This window comes from Paenibacillus sp. PK4536 (assembly GCF_028594455.2).
Taxonomy (GTDB): domain Bacteria; phylum Bacillota; class Bacilli; order Paenibacillales; family Paenibacillaceae; genus Saccharibacillus; species Saccharibacillus nuruki.
Window position 1 is genome coordinate 2,265,833 of sequence record NZ_CP126313.1, and the last position, 16,564, is coordinate 2,282,396.

Annotated in this window: 14 protein-coding genes; 13 read left to right on the forward strand and 1 reads right to left on the reverse strand. The window is 40.0% G+C overall.

Going from position 1 to position 16,564, the window contains the following annotated elements:
- Nucleotides 1–281: 281 nt before the first annotated feature.
- Nucleotides 282–1,262 carry a hypothetical protein gene (locus PO903_RS10190; RefSeq protein WP_273593342.1) on the forward strand — a complete coding sequence of 327 codons (981 nt, stop codon included), beginning with the start codon at nucleotides 282–284 and terminating at the stop codon, nucleotides 1,260–1,262.
- Nucleotides 1,263–1,444: 182 nt separating this feature from the next.
- Nucleotides 1,445–2,425 (forward strand): aldo/keto reductase, encoded by a 981-nt coding sequence (locus PO903_RS10195; RefSeq protein ID WP_273593343.1) that lies wholly within the window; start codon nucleotides 1,445–1,447, stop codon nucleotides 2,423–2,425.
- A gap of 79 nt (nucleotides 2,426–2,504) precedes the next feature.
- Here PO903_RS10195 and PO903_RS10200 read toward each other — a convergent pair whose 3' ends face one another.
- Nucleotides 2,505–3,218 carry an expansin EXLX1 family cellulose-binding protein gene (locus PO903_RS10200; RefSeq protein ID WP_069326689.1) on the reverse strand — a complete coding sequence of 238 codons (714 nt, stop codon included), beginning with the start codon at nucleotides 3,216–3,218 and terminating at the stop codon, nucleotides 2,505–2,507.
- A gap of 243 nt (nucleotides 3,219–3,461) precedes the next feature.
- Between PO903_RS10200 and PO903_RS10205 the strand changes: the two genes are divergently transcribed.
- The 11 genes from PO903_RS10205 to PO903_RS10255 all read left to right on the forward strand — a co-directional run bounded on the left by PO903_RS10205 (nucleotide 3,462) and on the right by PO903_RS10255 (nucleotide 16,513).
- Complete coding sequence (locus tag PO903_RS10205) at nucleotides 3,462–7,295, forward strand: S-layer homology domain-containing protein (protein ID WP_273593344.1); 3,834 nt, start codon at nucleotides 3,462–3,464, stop codon at nucleotides 7,293–7,295.
- A gap of 439 nt (nucleotides 7,296–7,734) precedes the next feature.
- Nucleotides 7,735–9,006, forward strand: a complete 1,272-nt coding sequence (locus PO903_RS10210; RefSeq protein WP_069326687.1) for a sulfotransferase family protein — start codon at nucleotides 7,735–7,737, stop codon at nucleotides 9,004–9,006.
- On the forward strand, nucleotides 9,003–10,946 hold the full coding sequence (locus tag PO903_RS10215) for an asparagine synthase-related protein (RefSeq protein ID WP_273593345.1): 1,944 nt from the start codon (nucleotides 9,003–9,005) through the stop codon (nucleotides 10,944–10,946). Before PO903_RS10210 ends, PO903_RS10215 begins: the two co-directional genes overlap by 4 nt.
- Nucleotides 10,947–10,979: 33 nt before the next feature.
- Nucleotides 10,980–11,114 carry a paeninodin family lasso peptide gene (locus tag PO903_RS10220; RefSeq protein ID WP_137221166.1) on the forward strand — a complete coding sequence of 45 codons (135 nt, stop codon included), beginning with the start codon at nucleotides 10,980–10,982 and terminating at the stop codon, nucleotides 11,112–11,114.
- Nucleotides 11,115–11,159: 45 nt separating this feature from the next.
- Nucleotides 11,160–11,294 (forward strand): paeninodin family lasso peptide, encoded by a 135-nt coding sequence (locus PO903_RS10225; RefSeq protein ID WP_137221164.1) that lies wholly within the window; start codon nucleotides 11,160–11,162, stop codon nucleotides 11,292–11,294.
- Between the two features lie 47 nt (nucleotides 11,295–11,341).
- A complete protein-coding gene (locus PO903_RS10230) occupies nucleotides 11,342–11,476 on the forward strand; it encodes a paeninodin family lasso peptide (protein ID WP_137221162.1) in 135 nt (44 codons plus the stop codon).
- Nucleotides 11,477–11,621: 145 nt separating this feature from the next.
- A complete protein-coding gene (locus PO903_RS10235; protein WP_069326685.1) occupies nucleotides 11,622–12,596 on the forward strand; it encodes a phosphoenolpyruvate carboxykinase (ATP) in 975 nt (324 codons plus the stop codon).
- Nucleotides 12,597–12,622: 26 nt separating this feature from the next.
- Nucleotides 12,623–12,937 (forward strand): lasso peptide biosynthesis PqqD family chaperone, encoded by a 315-nt coding sequence (locus PO903_RS10240; RefSeq protein ID WP_083243382.1) that lies wholly within the window; start codon nucleotides 12,623–12,625, stop codon nucleotides 12,935–12,937.
- Nucleotides 12,927–13,370 (forward strand): lasso peptide biosynthesis B2 protein, encoded by a 444-nt coding sequence (locus PO903_RS10245; RefSeq protein WP_342671968.1) that lies wholly within the window; start codon nucleotides 12,927–12,929, stop codon nucleotides 13,368–13,370. Before PO903_RS10240 ends, PO903_RS10245 begins: the two co-directional genes overlap by 11 nt.
- Nucleotides 13,371–13,514: 144 nt before the next feature.
- The gene (locus tag PO903_RS10250) at nucleotides 13,515–14,720 is read left to right on the forward strand and encodes a nucleotidyltransferase domain-containing protein (RefSeq protein WP_137221160.1); all 1,206 of its coding nucleotides are present in this window, start codon (nucleotides 13,515–13,517) and stop codon (nucleotides 14,718–14,720) included.
- A complete protein-coding gene (locus PO903_RS10255) occupies nucleotides 14,717–16,513 on the forward strand; it encodes an ABC transporter ATP-binding protein (RefSeq protein ID WP_137221158.1) in 1,797 nt (598 codons plus the stop codon). Before PO903_RS10250 ends, PO903_RS10255 begins: the two co-directional genes overlap by 4 nt.
- Nucleotides 16,514–16,564: the final 51 nt, after the last annotated feature.

The window sequence follows — 16,564 nt, forward strand, 5'->3', positions numbered from 1 at the left end:
ATTTTTTAATTACTTATTACCTAGTAAAATTTAACTATAAAAACTTTTTTTATGATAAATGTGTCAAAGTTTGGAAAAACGGTTATTAACCACTTATGAATATGTAACTTAATTAGATGTCCAACGGATCGTTTTTTGGGGGAAACAAAGAAGTAGATTCTAAACAATAATTGTACTCTATGCACAGCCCGCAGAACTGTGTACTACCAGTATTCTGAATAGATCATTTCTACGTCTAGCTATCCCACGTAAGACTAATATTTTAAAGGGGAGATTGAACAATGGGATTGCTTAAATTGAAAAAAACGGGTGCGGTATTACTTGGTGCATTATTGATGGGGACTGTATATCAAGGCGGAACGGCACATGCGCTAAATTACAGCAATGATGTAGTACCTGTATTAAGTTCAAATACTGGAACAAATGGTACAGCAAGTGCAAGTGCTGAAGAAGTTGGTCATGAAGCATGGAAAGCATTTGACGATAATTCTACTCCAGAAAGCACATGGAAAGCTCCTGCTGGTTCATCCTCTCAGTTGATTTATCAATTTAACACTAAAAAAGTAATCACTCAATATACAGTGCAAGCAGATACGTACGATACATCTGAAGCACCAAAAAAATGGCAGTTAGCAGGTAAGATCGGTAAGAACTGGCTTGTGCTAGACGAACAGTCGAATCAGACTCAGTGGCAACCAGGTCAGACCAAGTCGTATACGATTTCTAATGATACAGCTTATACAGCATACGCTCTATTTATTTCTTCCAACAACGGTGGATCATCTGTAGCCGTTAGCGAATTAGAATTATACGAATTTGGAGATAATGCGAATCTGGTACCTGCCGCTAACTCTATGGTATCTGTCGAAGGTGGAGCATATGCTTCAGTGAATGAAGATACAGCATGGAAAGCATTTGATCATAATACAGGATCAGATAGTTACTGGGAATCAGACAACGATAACTTTATAGATGCAACACTTCAATATACGTTTGATGCTCCTCAAGTTGTTAAAGGGTATTCATTAACACTGGCAAACAAATCGACTGCTCCTGTGTTTTGGACACTGGTAGGTAGTAACGATGGTGAACAGTGGGAAGAAGTCTTGCATGATGTTAAATCTTCTTATCGCTGGGAAGTCGGTCAGAAAAAAGTCTACGAAATAGACAATACCAAAGCTTACAAGACGTACAAAGTGATTTTTGATCGTAATTCAGGACCTTCTACAGTAGCTATAAGTGAATTTGAATTATTCCAATAAATTAAATAACAATAGCATAGATGGTAAGCAAAAGAAGGGATTCGCTTTTAGAATCTCTTCTTTTTTGCATATCTTTGCATATCATAGGGACGATCAGAAGAGATTGCTATTGTATTTAGCATCACAAGTATGAGAGTATAGATGTGTTAAAAGCGCTATCATTTGATAGGAGGAACATAAAAATGACTAAAGTAATGCCACTTGCTAAACGTGGAATTTCAAATAGCCGTCTTGCCTTAGGGTGTATGCCGTTTGGTGGAGGCTGGGATGCAGAACCTTTTACAGAGCAACATGTGAAAGAAGCGGAAGCAGCAGTTGAAGCGGCTTTATCGATCGGAATTACGATGTTCGATCACGCTGATATCTATACTAAAGGGAAAGCAGAGCAAGTTTTTGGACGTGTACTGCAAGCTAGACCTGATCTGCGTGAACAAATCGTCATTCAATCTAAATGTGGTATTCAATTGGGTGAAGGCGATCTACCGGGTCGATTTAACTTTTCGAAAGAGCATATTCTTCATTCCGTCGATGGTAATTTGGAGCGCTTGGGCATTGATTATCTAGATGTATTGTTGTTACATCGTCCTGATCCATTGGTTGAACCAGAAGAAGTGGCAGAAGCTTTTGCCAAATTAAAATCTTCAGGTAAAGTACGTTATTTTGGTGTATCCAACATGAGCGCTTCTCAGATCAAATTTTTGCAACAAGCGATTCCTGATTCCTTCGCGATCAATCAATTGGAAATGAGTCTAAATCATCTTCATTTTGTGGATCATGTGGTTCATGTGAATCAACAAGCAGGTACAGAAGTGAACTTTGCTGAAGGATTAATGGAATACTGCCGGACAGAAGATATTCAATTGCAAGCTTGGAGTCCATTAGCACAAGGTAAATTCTCTGGCCGTGATATCAAAGATGAGCCTAAACATATTCAACAAACAGCTCAATTGGTACAACAAATGGCAGCAGACAAAGAAACGACAGCAGAAGCGATAGTATTAGGATGGTTAATGTATCATCCAGCTATGATTCAACCGATTATTGGTACATCTAATCCAGAACGCATCAAAGCTTGTGCAGATGCAGAACGTCAAGCAAGCCTGATGACACGGGATGAATGGTATACTTTATATGTAAGTGCACGCGGAACATTATTACCTTAAATTTGGTTCAATTATTATTAAGCGCAGTGATGATCTCCTTTACAGGCGGTCATTCCTGCGCTTATTTTTTTGCCAAAGATCAATCAGGAAATTGAGCTTTACCCGCTACGATATAAGGGCTAGATGTCGCTTCGCTAGGCAATGCTTGTAAGGTATCAGTTACAACTTTGCCACGGATATCGGTTATACGTACGTTTAGAGGTTGATTCCCCATTTGCTCACCGACAAAATGGTTGTAATCTGTTTTGGGTAAGCTGATCCATTGACCTGCTTTTTCATATTCAAATTTCATGACAGGGTATTTGTGATTGCGAACTTGAATAGCCGCCCACCACTGGCTACTTCCTTCTTTGATCCGATAGCTAAAGTTACCTGTAATTGGCGCTTTAACTACTTTCCATTGAATATCGATTTTGCCTTTAGACATATCTCCGATTGCTGCAAAGGCATTGTGTGATAAATCTAAAGCTCCGCTAGGTCCTTCAGGGTAAAGATCAGTCACATAGACGGTTGTTTTACCGAGTGGTCCTTGCACTTCTAAGTAAGCACCGGCTAATGCAGCTTTGACCCCACCATAATTCATTTGAGTAGGATTAAGGGCCGTAATGTAGGCAGTGGAAGGAATAGGGTCAAGTAAAACAGCTCCACCTGAATATCCTGATCCTGTGTAAGTGGCATATCCTTTATAGGTATCGTTCCATGCTGCTGAAGCTGGTAAAGCAAATACTAATAGACCGAGTACAATCAACAGACTGGCTGTGCTCCATTTGCGTGTTGTCCGTGGCACATTCATTTGTATTCCTCCTTCAAGTATCCTTGATACCTATAAAATATAATTTTAATAATAGATATCGTTTACTTTATGAATAAATATACTATAAATTCCAGAAGGTTACAAATGATCCGACAAATAAAAATAAGGAAGTGCACGCTATAAATATATTGATTTTACATTTAAATGAATTATTCTTTATCCTTTTATGATAATTTAGTGTAGTACATAGAATTTTAACAAATGAAATGGGGAATATAGTGTATGTTGCAGTGGAAAAAGAAAATAAGTATAGGGATATCTACAAGTGTATTGGTCACATCATTGTGGTCTGGAATATCTGTTGGTGGTCATAATGTCGCATCAGCAGCCGATCAAAGTGAACAGGTATCAGATACTGTAGTTCAACAACAAATGCATCCCAATGTAGTATCTACAAATGTTCTTCGTCAGACTGTGAGTCAAAATGTATATACAGTGATGCCGATTAACGAGGTGCGGACTCAATCTTTAGGAGATACTGTATCTACTCGTGGAGTGATTACGTATCGAGAAGAAACGGGTAGCGGGTATAGTAATCTCTATCTTCAAGATGGAACAGCAGGTCTTGTGATACGTGGACAGAATTTACCGGGTACGGAAGGACAAGAAATCGAAGTTCGTGGTAAATTAACGGCTTATAAAGCGTTATTGCAAATCGAAGCGTCTGCTAGCGCAGTGAATATGACGAATGCATCGATTCAGTTACCTGCTCCGCAAACAGTGGCGAGTACTGATTTTGTAACAGGAAATACATATGAAGCTCAATTAATCAGTGTGCCTAATGTGACGATTGTTAGCAAAAGTGGTAGTAATTATACGGTAAAAGATGCTACAGGTACATTTATTATCTATACAGCTAATCCATGGTTAGAAGTAGGTGAAGTCTATACCCGTATTACAGGCGTGATGTCTCGCTACAATAATACATTTGAATTGATACCACGTTCTACAGCAGATATTGAAGGAGGGACACCTCCGGTTATTCAACCTCCGTTGCAATTACGTATTCATGATATTCAAGGTGCTGCTCAGCGATCTCCTTATGAAGGCAAAGAGGTACAGCAGGTTGAAGGTATCGTAACCATGGTCAAAGGCAAAACAAGCTTTTATCTGCAAGAATTGGATGATCACGTTGATACAAATGAAGGCACTTCTGAAGGCATATTAGTCTATCGTTCCGCTCATGGGCTAAAAGTAGGCGATAAAGTGAGTGTAGATGGAAGTATTAAAGAGTATCAAGAATTAGGCTACGCAGATGCAGCTGATCTTACCACAACAGAAATTGTTGCATCCGCTATTCGTCTGCAAGCTTCTAATCAACCGTTACCTGCTCCGATCATTCTAGGTCAACAAGGACGAAGTATTCCGAATCAAATTGCTGCTAGCAACGGATTAACAGCATATGATCCGACGCAATATAGTATTGATTTTTATGAGAGTCTAGAAGGGATGCGGATTCAGTTAAATGATGCATCTATTATAGGGCCATATACGTATGAGATTCCTGTCACTGTAGATTTGAAATCTTCTCCGCTCGTGACGCCAGCAGGCGGACTTGTGATCGATAACAATCAATGGAATGCCAAACGATTGCTCATTAGTGCGAAGCCTACGCAAACGGTGAGTACAGGTGATCAATTTGCTGGAGCCCTAAACGGAATTATGAGTTATAGTTATAGCAATTTTAAAGTATTACCTGAAGGAGCATTACCACCTGTGATCGATAATGGATTGCAACGTGAAGTGTCTACTCTTCAAAGTGGAAGTAAACAGTTAACGATCGCTTCTTTTAATGTAGAGAACTTTTGGAATAATCCTAAAGATCAAGAAAAAACAGCACGAATTGCAGATGATGTTGTCAACCATCTTCGTAATCCTGATATTCTGGGATTGATGGAAGTTCAAGATAATAATGGAGAGACCAATGATGGCACAACAGATGCAAGTCAGAGCTTTGGTGCATTGATCAAAGATATTCAACTTGCAGGTGGACCGACCTATCAATATGCCAGTATATCTCCACAAGATCAGCAAGACGGTGGTGCACCCGGTGGGAATATTCGAGTAGGATTTTTGTATAATCCAGAACGAGTAAGCTTACCTCTGGCTTCAAATGGTGCAGGTAATTCAGTAACAGCTGCCACTTATACAGCTAATGGACTAAACTATAATCCAGTACGGATTGCGCCGAGCGATGAAGCTTTTGCCAGTTCACGCAAATCATTAGCCGCTCAATTTGTATTTAATGGAGAACAAGTCATTGTTATTGCGAATCATTTCAACTCTAAAGGTGGAGATCAGGCATTATATGGTAGTATTCAGCCACCTGTACGTAGTAGTGAAATTCAACGTGCCAAGCAAGCAAGTCTATTAAATCAATTTGTAAAGCAGACACTGGCTCAAAACAGTCAAGCTAATATTGTATTGTTAGGGGATTTTAATGATTTTCAATTTTCCAATACACTTGATGTGTTAAAAGGAAAAGAGTTAACCAACCTTGTAGATACATTACCTGCTAATGAACGTTACTCCTATGTATATGAAGGCAATTCGCAGACACTGGATCATATTCTAATGACTTCAAAGATCGCTAACCGTGCTCAATTAGACATTGTGCATATCAATTCTGATTTTATGGAAGCCGATGGACGGGTAAGTGATCATGATCCATTATTAGCTAGAATTGATTTTGGCAAAAAAGATTCAGACAAAGATGATAAAACAAGACCAGGATCCGATAACAGCAGTGGAAATAATAGCGGAGGATCAGGAACAACTAATCCTTCTACTGATAATCCTACTTTACCGACAATCCTGACTGCACCTGAATATGAAGGGCTATCTACTAATCGAGCCATAGCCAGCTGGACCATGCCTACTACAGTGAATACAAACACTAATAATACAGTGGTAGTTTCTACAACATTAACAGCGACGATGCTCAATGATATGCTAAATCGTACCGATGGAGCCAATACATTACGTCTTTCGCTCAAAGGAGATCAGGCAGCTACTACGTATCAATTGCAGTGGGAAGCTGCTGTACAACAATCGTTAACCACTCAAACGACAATCGATCAGATTATCCTATCTACACCGATCGGTACGTATGAATTACCTGTCTCGATGATTGAGCAACAGACATTAGCTCCAAATGAGAAGTTTATTCTAGATCTATCTAATGCTAATCCGGCGGTCAATCAAGCAAAACAAGCTGGTTATGATGTACGTACAGCTGTTGATTTTGAAGGATATATTTTAGATGGGCAGAATAATAAACGTTCCATACAATCATTTGATCAATATATCAAACGTTCGATCATCAGTTCCAATGTGAATGCCGCTAATCGTCTCGCTGTTGTGCGCGCCGAATCAGCTGTGAATGGAAACATTTCATATACCCCTGTTCCATTTACAATTGCTAATGGAGAAGTAACGATCTATAGCCGTAGCAATAGTACGTATCTGATTCTCAATCGAAGTGAGTCTTTATTAAAAGATATATCCGGTCACTGGGCACAAGCCGATATTCAATCATTTGTTGATCGGATGATTGTCACAGGCACAGGGCATAATCAGTTCGAACCTGCACGTATGGTTACACGTGCTGAACTGGCGACATTATTAACTAGAACACTGGGTTTAGCCCAAATGAATACTTCTACTTCGCAAACTCCCTTTACTGATGTGAAGTCTACAGCTTGGTATTCTGATTCTGTAAATACAGCTGTTAAAGCAGGATTGATGTTGGGTGATGCTAAAGGTACGTTCCGTCCACAATCAGCAGTGACACGTGAAGAACTAGCTGTTATTTTGGAGAGAACCTTATCATTTATCAGTCAGAGTCCAGCGGAGCCGTCTTCAAATCCAGTCATTGCTTTTAAAGATAGAGATCAAGCTTCTTCATGGTCACGTTCTGCAATACAACGGATAAGTAATGAAGGTATTTTAAAAGGGAATCCGTCCCAACAATTTCAGCCAAAAGAAAATCTAACACGTGCTGATAGCATTGTAGCGTTAAGTCGCATATTGCAGAAAATAAATAGAGATAAATAAAATTTAAATGATTCAAAATAGGGAACAAATGTTCCTTTAATGGGATAAATATACTAAATAATGACAGAAAAATAGGTTTTGTAACCAAAATGTAATATTTTATTTTTTACTTTTTTTGCAAATTTAATTAAAGAAAAAAATGAAAAAATCTGCATTCCTCGCAAAAGTGTGAATGCAGATTTTTTCGCGTTCTGACAAGGTTTTTCCATTATCTAATAGTCAAAATGTGAAATATATAAATTAAGAATCACTTAAAACCTTATCGTATCAACATTATTTGATATTAGCTAATTATCTAAACTTTTTTTCAAAATTGGAAAATTTATCATGTAAATTCTTCTTTTTAAATATATAATGTACTTAGCTGATTATTGTTATTCAAAACGAATAACTTTTGGGTACATGTATGAAAGAGGTTTTGGAAGGCAGGGGAAACCGGATGATTGAAAGAAATGGTAACAAACTCATCTTTCTTCTCTGTGTGCCACGCAGTGGTAGCTCACTCGCAACAGTGATGCTACAAAATCACACGCGTATCTATGCTGCACAAGAAATGTGGTTTCTTATGAGTCTATATGATTTGAAGAAACCAGAGAAGCGAGCATACGGTGGAACAGCTATTCTAAATCAATTCTTTGACGGCGTTCTACCTGAAAGTGTGTATGATGAGGCATGTCGTAGCTTTGGAGCCAATGTGTATAACGGACTATTATCTACAAGTGAAGCAGATATGGTCGTAGATAAATCTCCACGCTACTATTATATTCTTGAATTTTTGGATCGTTTATTCCCGCAGTCCAAGCGGATCGGATTGTTCCGTAACCCGTTGGATGTAGCGGCTTCTTATAAAAAAGTAAATCAGCGTTCTGCACCCAATTTTAATTTGGCAGATCAGCTGAGTGACCCGTCGTTGAATATGAAGATGGTCGATATCACCGTCGGATTATTCCGTTATCAACAATATTTTGCTCAAAAGAACGAAAATGCTTTCTGGTTGAAGTATGAAGAAATGGCTGCGCACCCAGAAGAACAGATGCAGAACGTATGTCGCTTTCTAGATATTTCGTACGAAGAAGGAATCGAAAAATACGGCGATTATATGGATTCTGCCAAGTCGGAACTGTTCTATAGCATGGGTGTAGGTGATCCATATCTCAGTGAACACCGTACACCACATATGAAGTCTATCGGTAACTGGCGTACCATGCTAGACCGTCGGGAAGTGGAAGCTTACTGCCGTATCCTAGGTGCAAGACTATTTCGTGAGTTAGGGTACGAAGCAGAGCTTGAAGAAGCACAGCGTCTTACAGGCGTCGTGTTTGAGGAGGAGCCAGACATGAAGTGGATTGAAGCCAAAACGAAGCAGTTCGCCGAGGCTACCGGCTGTCGCTGGGAGCCAGAGTACAAGATGCAATCGGCTGTTCTACCTGAAACTTCACCAGAAGTTGCGAATGCGCTGTCTCAAGAATACAAAGATAAAGCTGAAGCAGATGAATTGCTAAGAATGCGAATGACGTTGCGATCTTTAGAAAAAAGAATGGAACAGCATTATGCAGAACGCGATCGTCTTCATCAGGAAAGTGAACGTCTTCGTAAAGAAGTCAAAGATATGAAGCAAAAAATGAATAGAATCAAATCGTTAATTCCATTTAATCGTTCATTAGGTCGTGTATTTAACGCTTATCTTGTTCGTAAAGGCGTCGAAAAATGAGTACGATTGTAGGTGTTTGGAATTTTCAACGTCAGAGTTCAGAAGCGTTAGCTCTACAAGGGCAACAATTAATGAATAATCTGCGAATGTATCCTTCAGATGCTTCAGCGGTTTGGCAAGATGAAGATATCTTCCTAGGTTGTCATGATCGGTGGATTACAGAAGAATCGGTGAATCAGACTGTTCCTTATCATGATCCTATCAGTGGCCTTGTGATCACCGCAGACGCCATTATTGATAATCGAGAAGAACTATTCGAAGCGTTGGGGATCAGCCGCGCAGAAGGTAGTACATTGTCCGATGTATTGCTAATTTTGAGAGCATATCAGAAATGGGAGGAACATACTCCTCAACATTTGGTTGGCGATTTTGCTTTTATGATCTGGGATACCAAAAAGCATCAGCTCTATGGTGCGCGAGACTGGTCAGGCAATCGAACTCTATATTATTATTACACCTCTTCTCAATTTGCATTTTCGACATTGATGGAGCCTTTATTTCAGACAGGTGATATTCAGAAAAAAATGAGTACTCCCTGGATGGCCGAATTTCTGACAATGGCTGGTATGACAGAATCTTTGGATATTAAAGGTACCGTATATGAAGACATTCTACAGTTGCCTCCTGCACACGCTATTATCCTCACAGAGCAGCATAGTCATATATTCCAATATGGTACGTTATTACCGGAGGAACCACTTCATCTTCGTTCAAACGGAGAATATGAAGAAGCTTTTCGTGATGTGTTCACCCAAGCTGTCAAATCGAAAGTTCGTACTCGTCTAGGAGTTGCCTCAACGTTAAGTGGAGGATTAGATTCCGGTGCTGTGGTGAGCTATGCAGCTAAGATTCTGGCAGAGCAAGGAAAGTCATTACAGACTTACAGTTATGTGCCTATTGCCGGTTTCGATGATTGGACTTCTTCGACTCTAGTGCCTGATGAACGTCCGTATATTGAGGAGACGTTAAAGTACATCGGTAATGTTCAAGGTAACTATCTTGATTTTGCCGATCGGAATCCTTTAACAGAAGTAGACTCATGGCTAGACTTTTTGGAGATGCCGTACAAATATTTTGAAAATTCATTTTGGATTAGAGGGATATTTGAACAAGCGCAACAACAAGGAGCAGGCGTTCTACTGACAGGAGCTAGAGGGAACTTTACCATTTCGTGGGGACCTGCATTGGATTACTACGCAGTGCTACTCAAAAAATTTCAATGGACTAAATTGTATCGTGAACTGAAATTGTATGGTCACAAAACAGGTGTAGGACGTTCTCGTCTTTTGCCAATTATTCATAGTAAAGCTTTTCCGAAATGGAATCAGACTGCTGCTTCTAAAGATCGACCGAATCCATTAGTCTGGATCAATTCAGAACTAGCGCGTCAGACTGGTATGGTGGAACGTGTACAGCAACAAGAAGAATGGTTAGTTGGTCGTGAAGTTCAGAATGCGTTTGATATTCGATTAGAAAAATTTAAAAATCTAGCGATTGCAAATAAAAATGGAGCGATGACCTCCAAAATTTCTGAACACTATGGTGTCTGGGAACGTGATCCTACAAGCGATGCTCGTGTGGTTCGATTCTGCCTTTCGATTCCTGTTGGACAATATGTACAAGAGGGTATGGATCGCGCATTAATTAGACGTGCTACGGCTGGTGATTTGCCTGATAAAGTAAGACTGAATCAGAAAGTCAGAGGCATGCAACCCGCTGATTGGGTACAACGCATGCAACCTCAGTGGTCTTCCTTTACAGGAGAGCTTCGAGATTTGTGTAAAGACCCTAAAGTGGCAGCATGGATGAATACGACTACGATTATGAAAGCTTTAGAAAAAGTAGGCGAACATCCACAAGCCAATGCAGCAGCCCATCCGGCTACCCGTATGCTGATGAGAAGCCTTATTGTTGGGCGATTCATCCGCAACTTAGCATAGCAACGACTATTATTTTATAGAGGAGGTGAAAACATGAACAAAGAAAAAATGCAATGGCAGGCTCCAACATTGGAAGTTTTAGATGTTAACGAAACAATGGCAGGTATTGGTTGGAGACAAATTGACTGGGTATCTGAACAAGACGCTGATTTGTACAATCCTAGCTGAGGCATTTTTTAACTGCAATTCCACGATCAAAAGGAGGTTATATTAATGAACCAAGAGAAAATGAAATGGCAAGCTCCAGTATTGGAAGTTTTAGATGTCAATGAAACAATGGCAGGTATCGGTTACAAGCAAATTGACTGGGTATCTGAACAAGATGCTGATTTGTACAACCCTAGCTGAGCATTTAACATAATGATCGATCATTCTAATATAAGGAGGCTACTATAATGAAAGAACAAAAAATGCAATGGCAGACTCCAACATTAGAAGTTTTGGATGTTAATGAAACAATGGCAGGTATTGGTTACAAGCAAATTGACTGGGTATCTGAACAAGACGCTGATCTATATAACCCTAGCTGAGTAATTGAAGCTACCGAAGGGATAGACCAGCAAGCAGTAGTTCAGAAAGTCCTTATACGAGTTAGTATAGGGGCTTTCTGTTTTCATATATAAATTCTTTGTACATCATTCGGAGAAAGCAGAGTCATAGGCTCTATGGGAGGTAATGACCATTTTTACCGTAAATAAGACGATCAATAAAACAATCTATCAAGCGTTTGGATTACATTTTGATAGTGAAATTTTGCTACCGGAATTGTTACAACGCCAGGATACTCAAGAGGCTGATGTGAACATCGAAATTCAGGATTTATCTGAATGGCGATCTGTTGTGAATACACGCGAAAATAATTTTACGATGCAATCGATTGGCTTTATGTTTGAAATTCCAAATACAGCTTTGTTTTGTATTCAAGATGGCAAGCGGATCGGTATTCATCCGTTCCCTGATGCTGATATGGACAAGATTCGTCTGTATGTGTTGGGTACTTGTATGGGTGTATTGTTGTTACAACGAGGAATTTTACCATTACATGGCAGTGCAGTCGTAATTAATAATAAAGCATATGCGTTTGTCGGAGAATCAGGTGCAGGTAAATCTACACTTGCGTCTACATTTGTGCAATCTGGATTTCAATTGTTAAGTGATGATGTTATTGCTGTCAGTTATGAAAATGGAGAGCCTGTTGTCCATCCTGCTTATCCACAGCAAAAGTTATGGAAGGAAAGCTTGGATTTGTTTGGAATGTCAGAAGATCAATTTAAGCCCCTTCATGATGAAGTTAGCAAATTTGCGATTCCAGTGACCAAGCATTTTCATAATAAGACTGTTCCATTAGCAGGTGTATTTGAATTAGTCAAAATGGACAGTGAATATGTAGCGATGCGTGAAATGAATCGTTTGGAAAGATTACATGCGATGATGTTGCACACGTACCGTGGAGCCTTGATTCCAAGACTGGGATTGAAGCAATGGCATTTTTCAAGTGCAGCTGCTCTAGCGGGAGAGTTATTTGCTTTACAAATCCTGCGCCCGACCACGGGTTTTACAGCGCCAGAATTAATGAATCAGATTATGCGTAAAATTTATCAAGAAGAAATGCAGGGGGATACGATCTACTCTACAGAACATTTCAACTGAAAAGAACAATAAAGGAGAGAATAATGATGAACAAAAGCTTAATCGGATCCGATCAGGTTGTTGTACAAAATGAGCAATATATTGCTAGTGATATGAATGGCGAAACGGTCATGATGAATGTAGAGTCTGGCAAATATTATAATTTAGGGATGGTCGGTGGACGGATCTGGGAGCTTAGTTCTTCTCCGGTTTCATTAGAAAATATCGTCAACACACTGGTTGCTGAATATGATGTAACTTATGATGTCTGTCTGGAGCAAGTGAGTGAATTTGCTGGGCAAATGTTTAAAGAAGGATTAATCGAAGTAGTCGCTGAAAAGGACGGACTTCGTGTGGAGTAAGGTCGCCAAATTCCGTAATACCCCGATGCCGATGCGTAAATTAATGCTTGAAGCATGTGTATATTTAGCATGGGCAAGGTTCTTGAAAATGTTACCTTTTGCTAAAGTGTCTCCAACATTAGGTACTTACATGGAAGAGACTTCATACAATGACCTAAGCAGAGATCAGAAGTGGCAAGGGGTACAAGTCTCAAGAGCATTACATCGTGTAAGCGGACATGTATTCTGGGAAACGGAATGTATGGTGATGGGAATGGCGGCTATGAAAATGTTAGCCAGACGCAAAGTGCCGAGTACGTTGTATTTAGGAATGCGTCGTAACCCAGCAGGTAAAGTTGCTGCGCATGCATGGGTACGAAGTGGTGCTTTTTATGTCACAGGTGCTGAAGAAATTGAACAATATACGGTCGTGGGGAAATTTGCTAAAAACTAGCAAGCATCAACGGGATATGAATATATTTTGTGCTTTACAAAAGGGTGTATAATCACCAACTGCAAAATGATCTGAAAATCACTGAATGAACGCTATAGACTGAATGATTCAATCCAGATCAGTTTATATCCAAAGGAGTTCGGTATGAATATAGATTGGGATTTAGATGTACAGGATTTTCCTGTGGAATTAAAGTTATTGCTTGAATTGATAGACGTAGAAACAGATGCAGAAGCTCAAGCTATGATTGAATCTTCGGGTCGTCAGATCAACTGGCAAAGCTTTTACTCACTGACAAGGCATCACCGGGTATATCCAACGATCCACGAACGACTCAGTCATCATCCATTATCCGGTCTACCCAAAGGTATGGTACAACAATTGAGTGTAGATTATAGTCGTAATGCACTGATGATGTTGCAATTAAGCGGTAAAATGAAACAAGTAAGTGAAGCTCTTGATAACAAAGGGATTTACGCTTTGCAATTAAAAGGCCCTGCACTTGCTGAAGCGCTGTATGGTAGTCTATCTCGCCGTACATCGAAAGATTTGGATATTTTAGTGCATCCAGATCATATTGAACAAGCGGAAGAAGTATTAGAGCAATTAGGATATACCAAAACACAAGAAGTATCACGGATCGTTAGCGATTGGAAATGGCGTCAAAATCATGAGTCTTTCACTCATGCAGATACAGGTACAGAAGTTGAACTACACTGGCGTTTAAATGGAGATGCTGGAGCAGAACCAAGCTTTTATGAATTATGGAATCGTCGTCAAACATTAGAATTTGCAGGTACAGATGTTCATATGCTGAGCAATGAAGATTTGATGTTTTACCTTACGGCACATGGTGCCCGTCATGCATGGTTTCGATTACGCTGGTTAGCGGATATTGATCGCCTGGCACGTATGGAACTGGACTGGGACAAACTAACAGCTTTACTGCGTCGTTATAAATGCACACATTTAGTCGGTCAGGCGTTAATCTTGTCTGCTGCTATGCTTAATACACCGGTTTCTCGGGAAATGGCTTCATTGATGAGTACCGATCGTCCGCAAGATTTGGCACGTCGAGTGCTTATTTTTATCCGTGAAAAAGTCAGTCTGTGCCCTGAACCGGAAAGTGAAATACTCGCACAAATTTATCGTAATTACCTATTCTCTTTGCGTACGCCGGGACAGAAAGCTATTTTCTTAGCTCGTAAAATGGTGCCGGATACATGGGATACACAGACGCTTCCTTTACCCAAATCGTTGCGTTTTCTGTATTACCCACTTCATCCTTTCTTATTATTACACCGTCGTATTCAAAGGCGGTCTGCTCTAGAACGGGAGGTGGGTCAGTGAATGCGATTCGTGCTTATATGAGACAACTGCATGACTTTGCAGGTAAGCGTCTCTATATCTATGTATTTCTTATGCTCATGATCAGTTGTCTGGATGGGTTAAGCATTTACTTGCTAGTGCCTTTATTGAGTCTGGTCGGATTATTCGGTACACAGGGATCGATGCCGATGGCATGGTTGTTTGAACCGTTACAACGTATTCCAGCCAGTATGACTTTATTTGTAGTACTCGGCATGTATAGTGTTCTGATGATTGTACAAGGATTAATCCAGCGTAGACAGGCAGTCATGGGAACCGAAATTCAGCAGGGATTCGTCAACAACTTGAGAATCCGTACCTACCGTTCGATACTGCGTGCGAACTGGACATTCTTTTTACGTAAACGCAAATCGGATCTAAGTCATGTACTGACTTCTGAATTAGCACGTGTCAGTCAAGGAACCAATCTAGTGATGCAATTATCGACTTCGCTGATTTTTATGGTGATTCAGATTGCTTTTGCTATGTTTCTGTCGGTACAAATGACGTTACTGGTAATCGTCGGTGGCGTACTACTGACGCTGTATTCTCGTAAATTTGTACGACGTGCCAAACGAATGGGCGATCGTACGACTTTTTTATCTCAAGAGTACTTTTCGGGAATGCAAGAGCATTTAAGTGGGATCAAAGATATCAAAAGCAATATGTTAGAAGCTTCGCATTTTGAATGGTTTCGAAGCATGTGCGGCAAGTTAGAGCAGAATGCGATTCAATTGGTACGCCTTAATTCAGGAACTCAATTTATTTATAAAATTATTTCGGTTGTGTTTATTATTTTATTTGTTGTGCTATCTGCGCAAGTGTTTAAATTACAACCAGAACGTTCAGTATTGATTATTTTGATCTTTGCTCGTCTATGGCCAAGGTTCGGAGGCATTCAATCTTCGCTAGAGTATATTGGAGCACTGGTACCTGCTTTTCATGCGGTGACAGCATTACAACAAGAATGTGATCAAGCTGAAGAATCATACAAAGCGATTGCACCCGGTCAAGTCGAACGAGTTCAAATGACCAAAGGGCTTAGCTGTGAAGATGTATCTTTCCGGTATCAAGAAGATCAAGGCAATGCGCTTCATAACATCAATTTGTTTATTCCGATAGGCAAAATGACAGCGATTGTTGGACGTTCAGGAGCAGGAAAAAGTACATTGATTGATCTACTGATGGGACTAATGGAACCACAAGAAGGCAAAGTTACTGTAGATGGTGTAACTTTAACAGGTGAACGCCTACAGACATGGCGCAATTCGATAGGATACGTTTCACAAGAACCGTTCTTATTCCATAGCAGTATTCGTGAGAATCTATTACTGGTTGATCCACGTGCAAAAGAAGAACAGTTGTGGGAAGCCTTATCTTTTGCAGCTTGTGAAGATTTTGTACGTAAATTGCCTGAAGGATTAGATACGATCATTGGTGATCGAGGAGTACGTCTATCTGGAGGAGAACGTCAACGGATTGTGTTGGCACGCGCGATTCTACGTCAACCTGAAGTACTGATCTTGGATGAAGCGACCAGCTCACTCGATAGTGAGAATGAAGCGAAAATTCAAGCAGCGATTGAAAAGCTTAAAGGAAAAATGACGTTGATTGTGATTGCTCACCGTCTATCTACGATTCGTGATGCCGATCAAGTCGTTGTGCTAGATCAAGGACAGATTGTACAACAAGGTGAATTCGGTGCATTGTCTCGTGAAACCAAAGGGACATTCCATCAATTATTAGCAAAACAAACGGCTGTACAGAACGCTTAATATTCATCATTCCATGATTGGAACAGTGAATACAAAGTGACTGCACAGCCG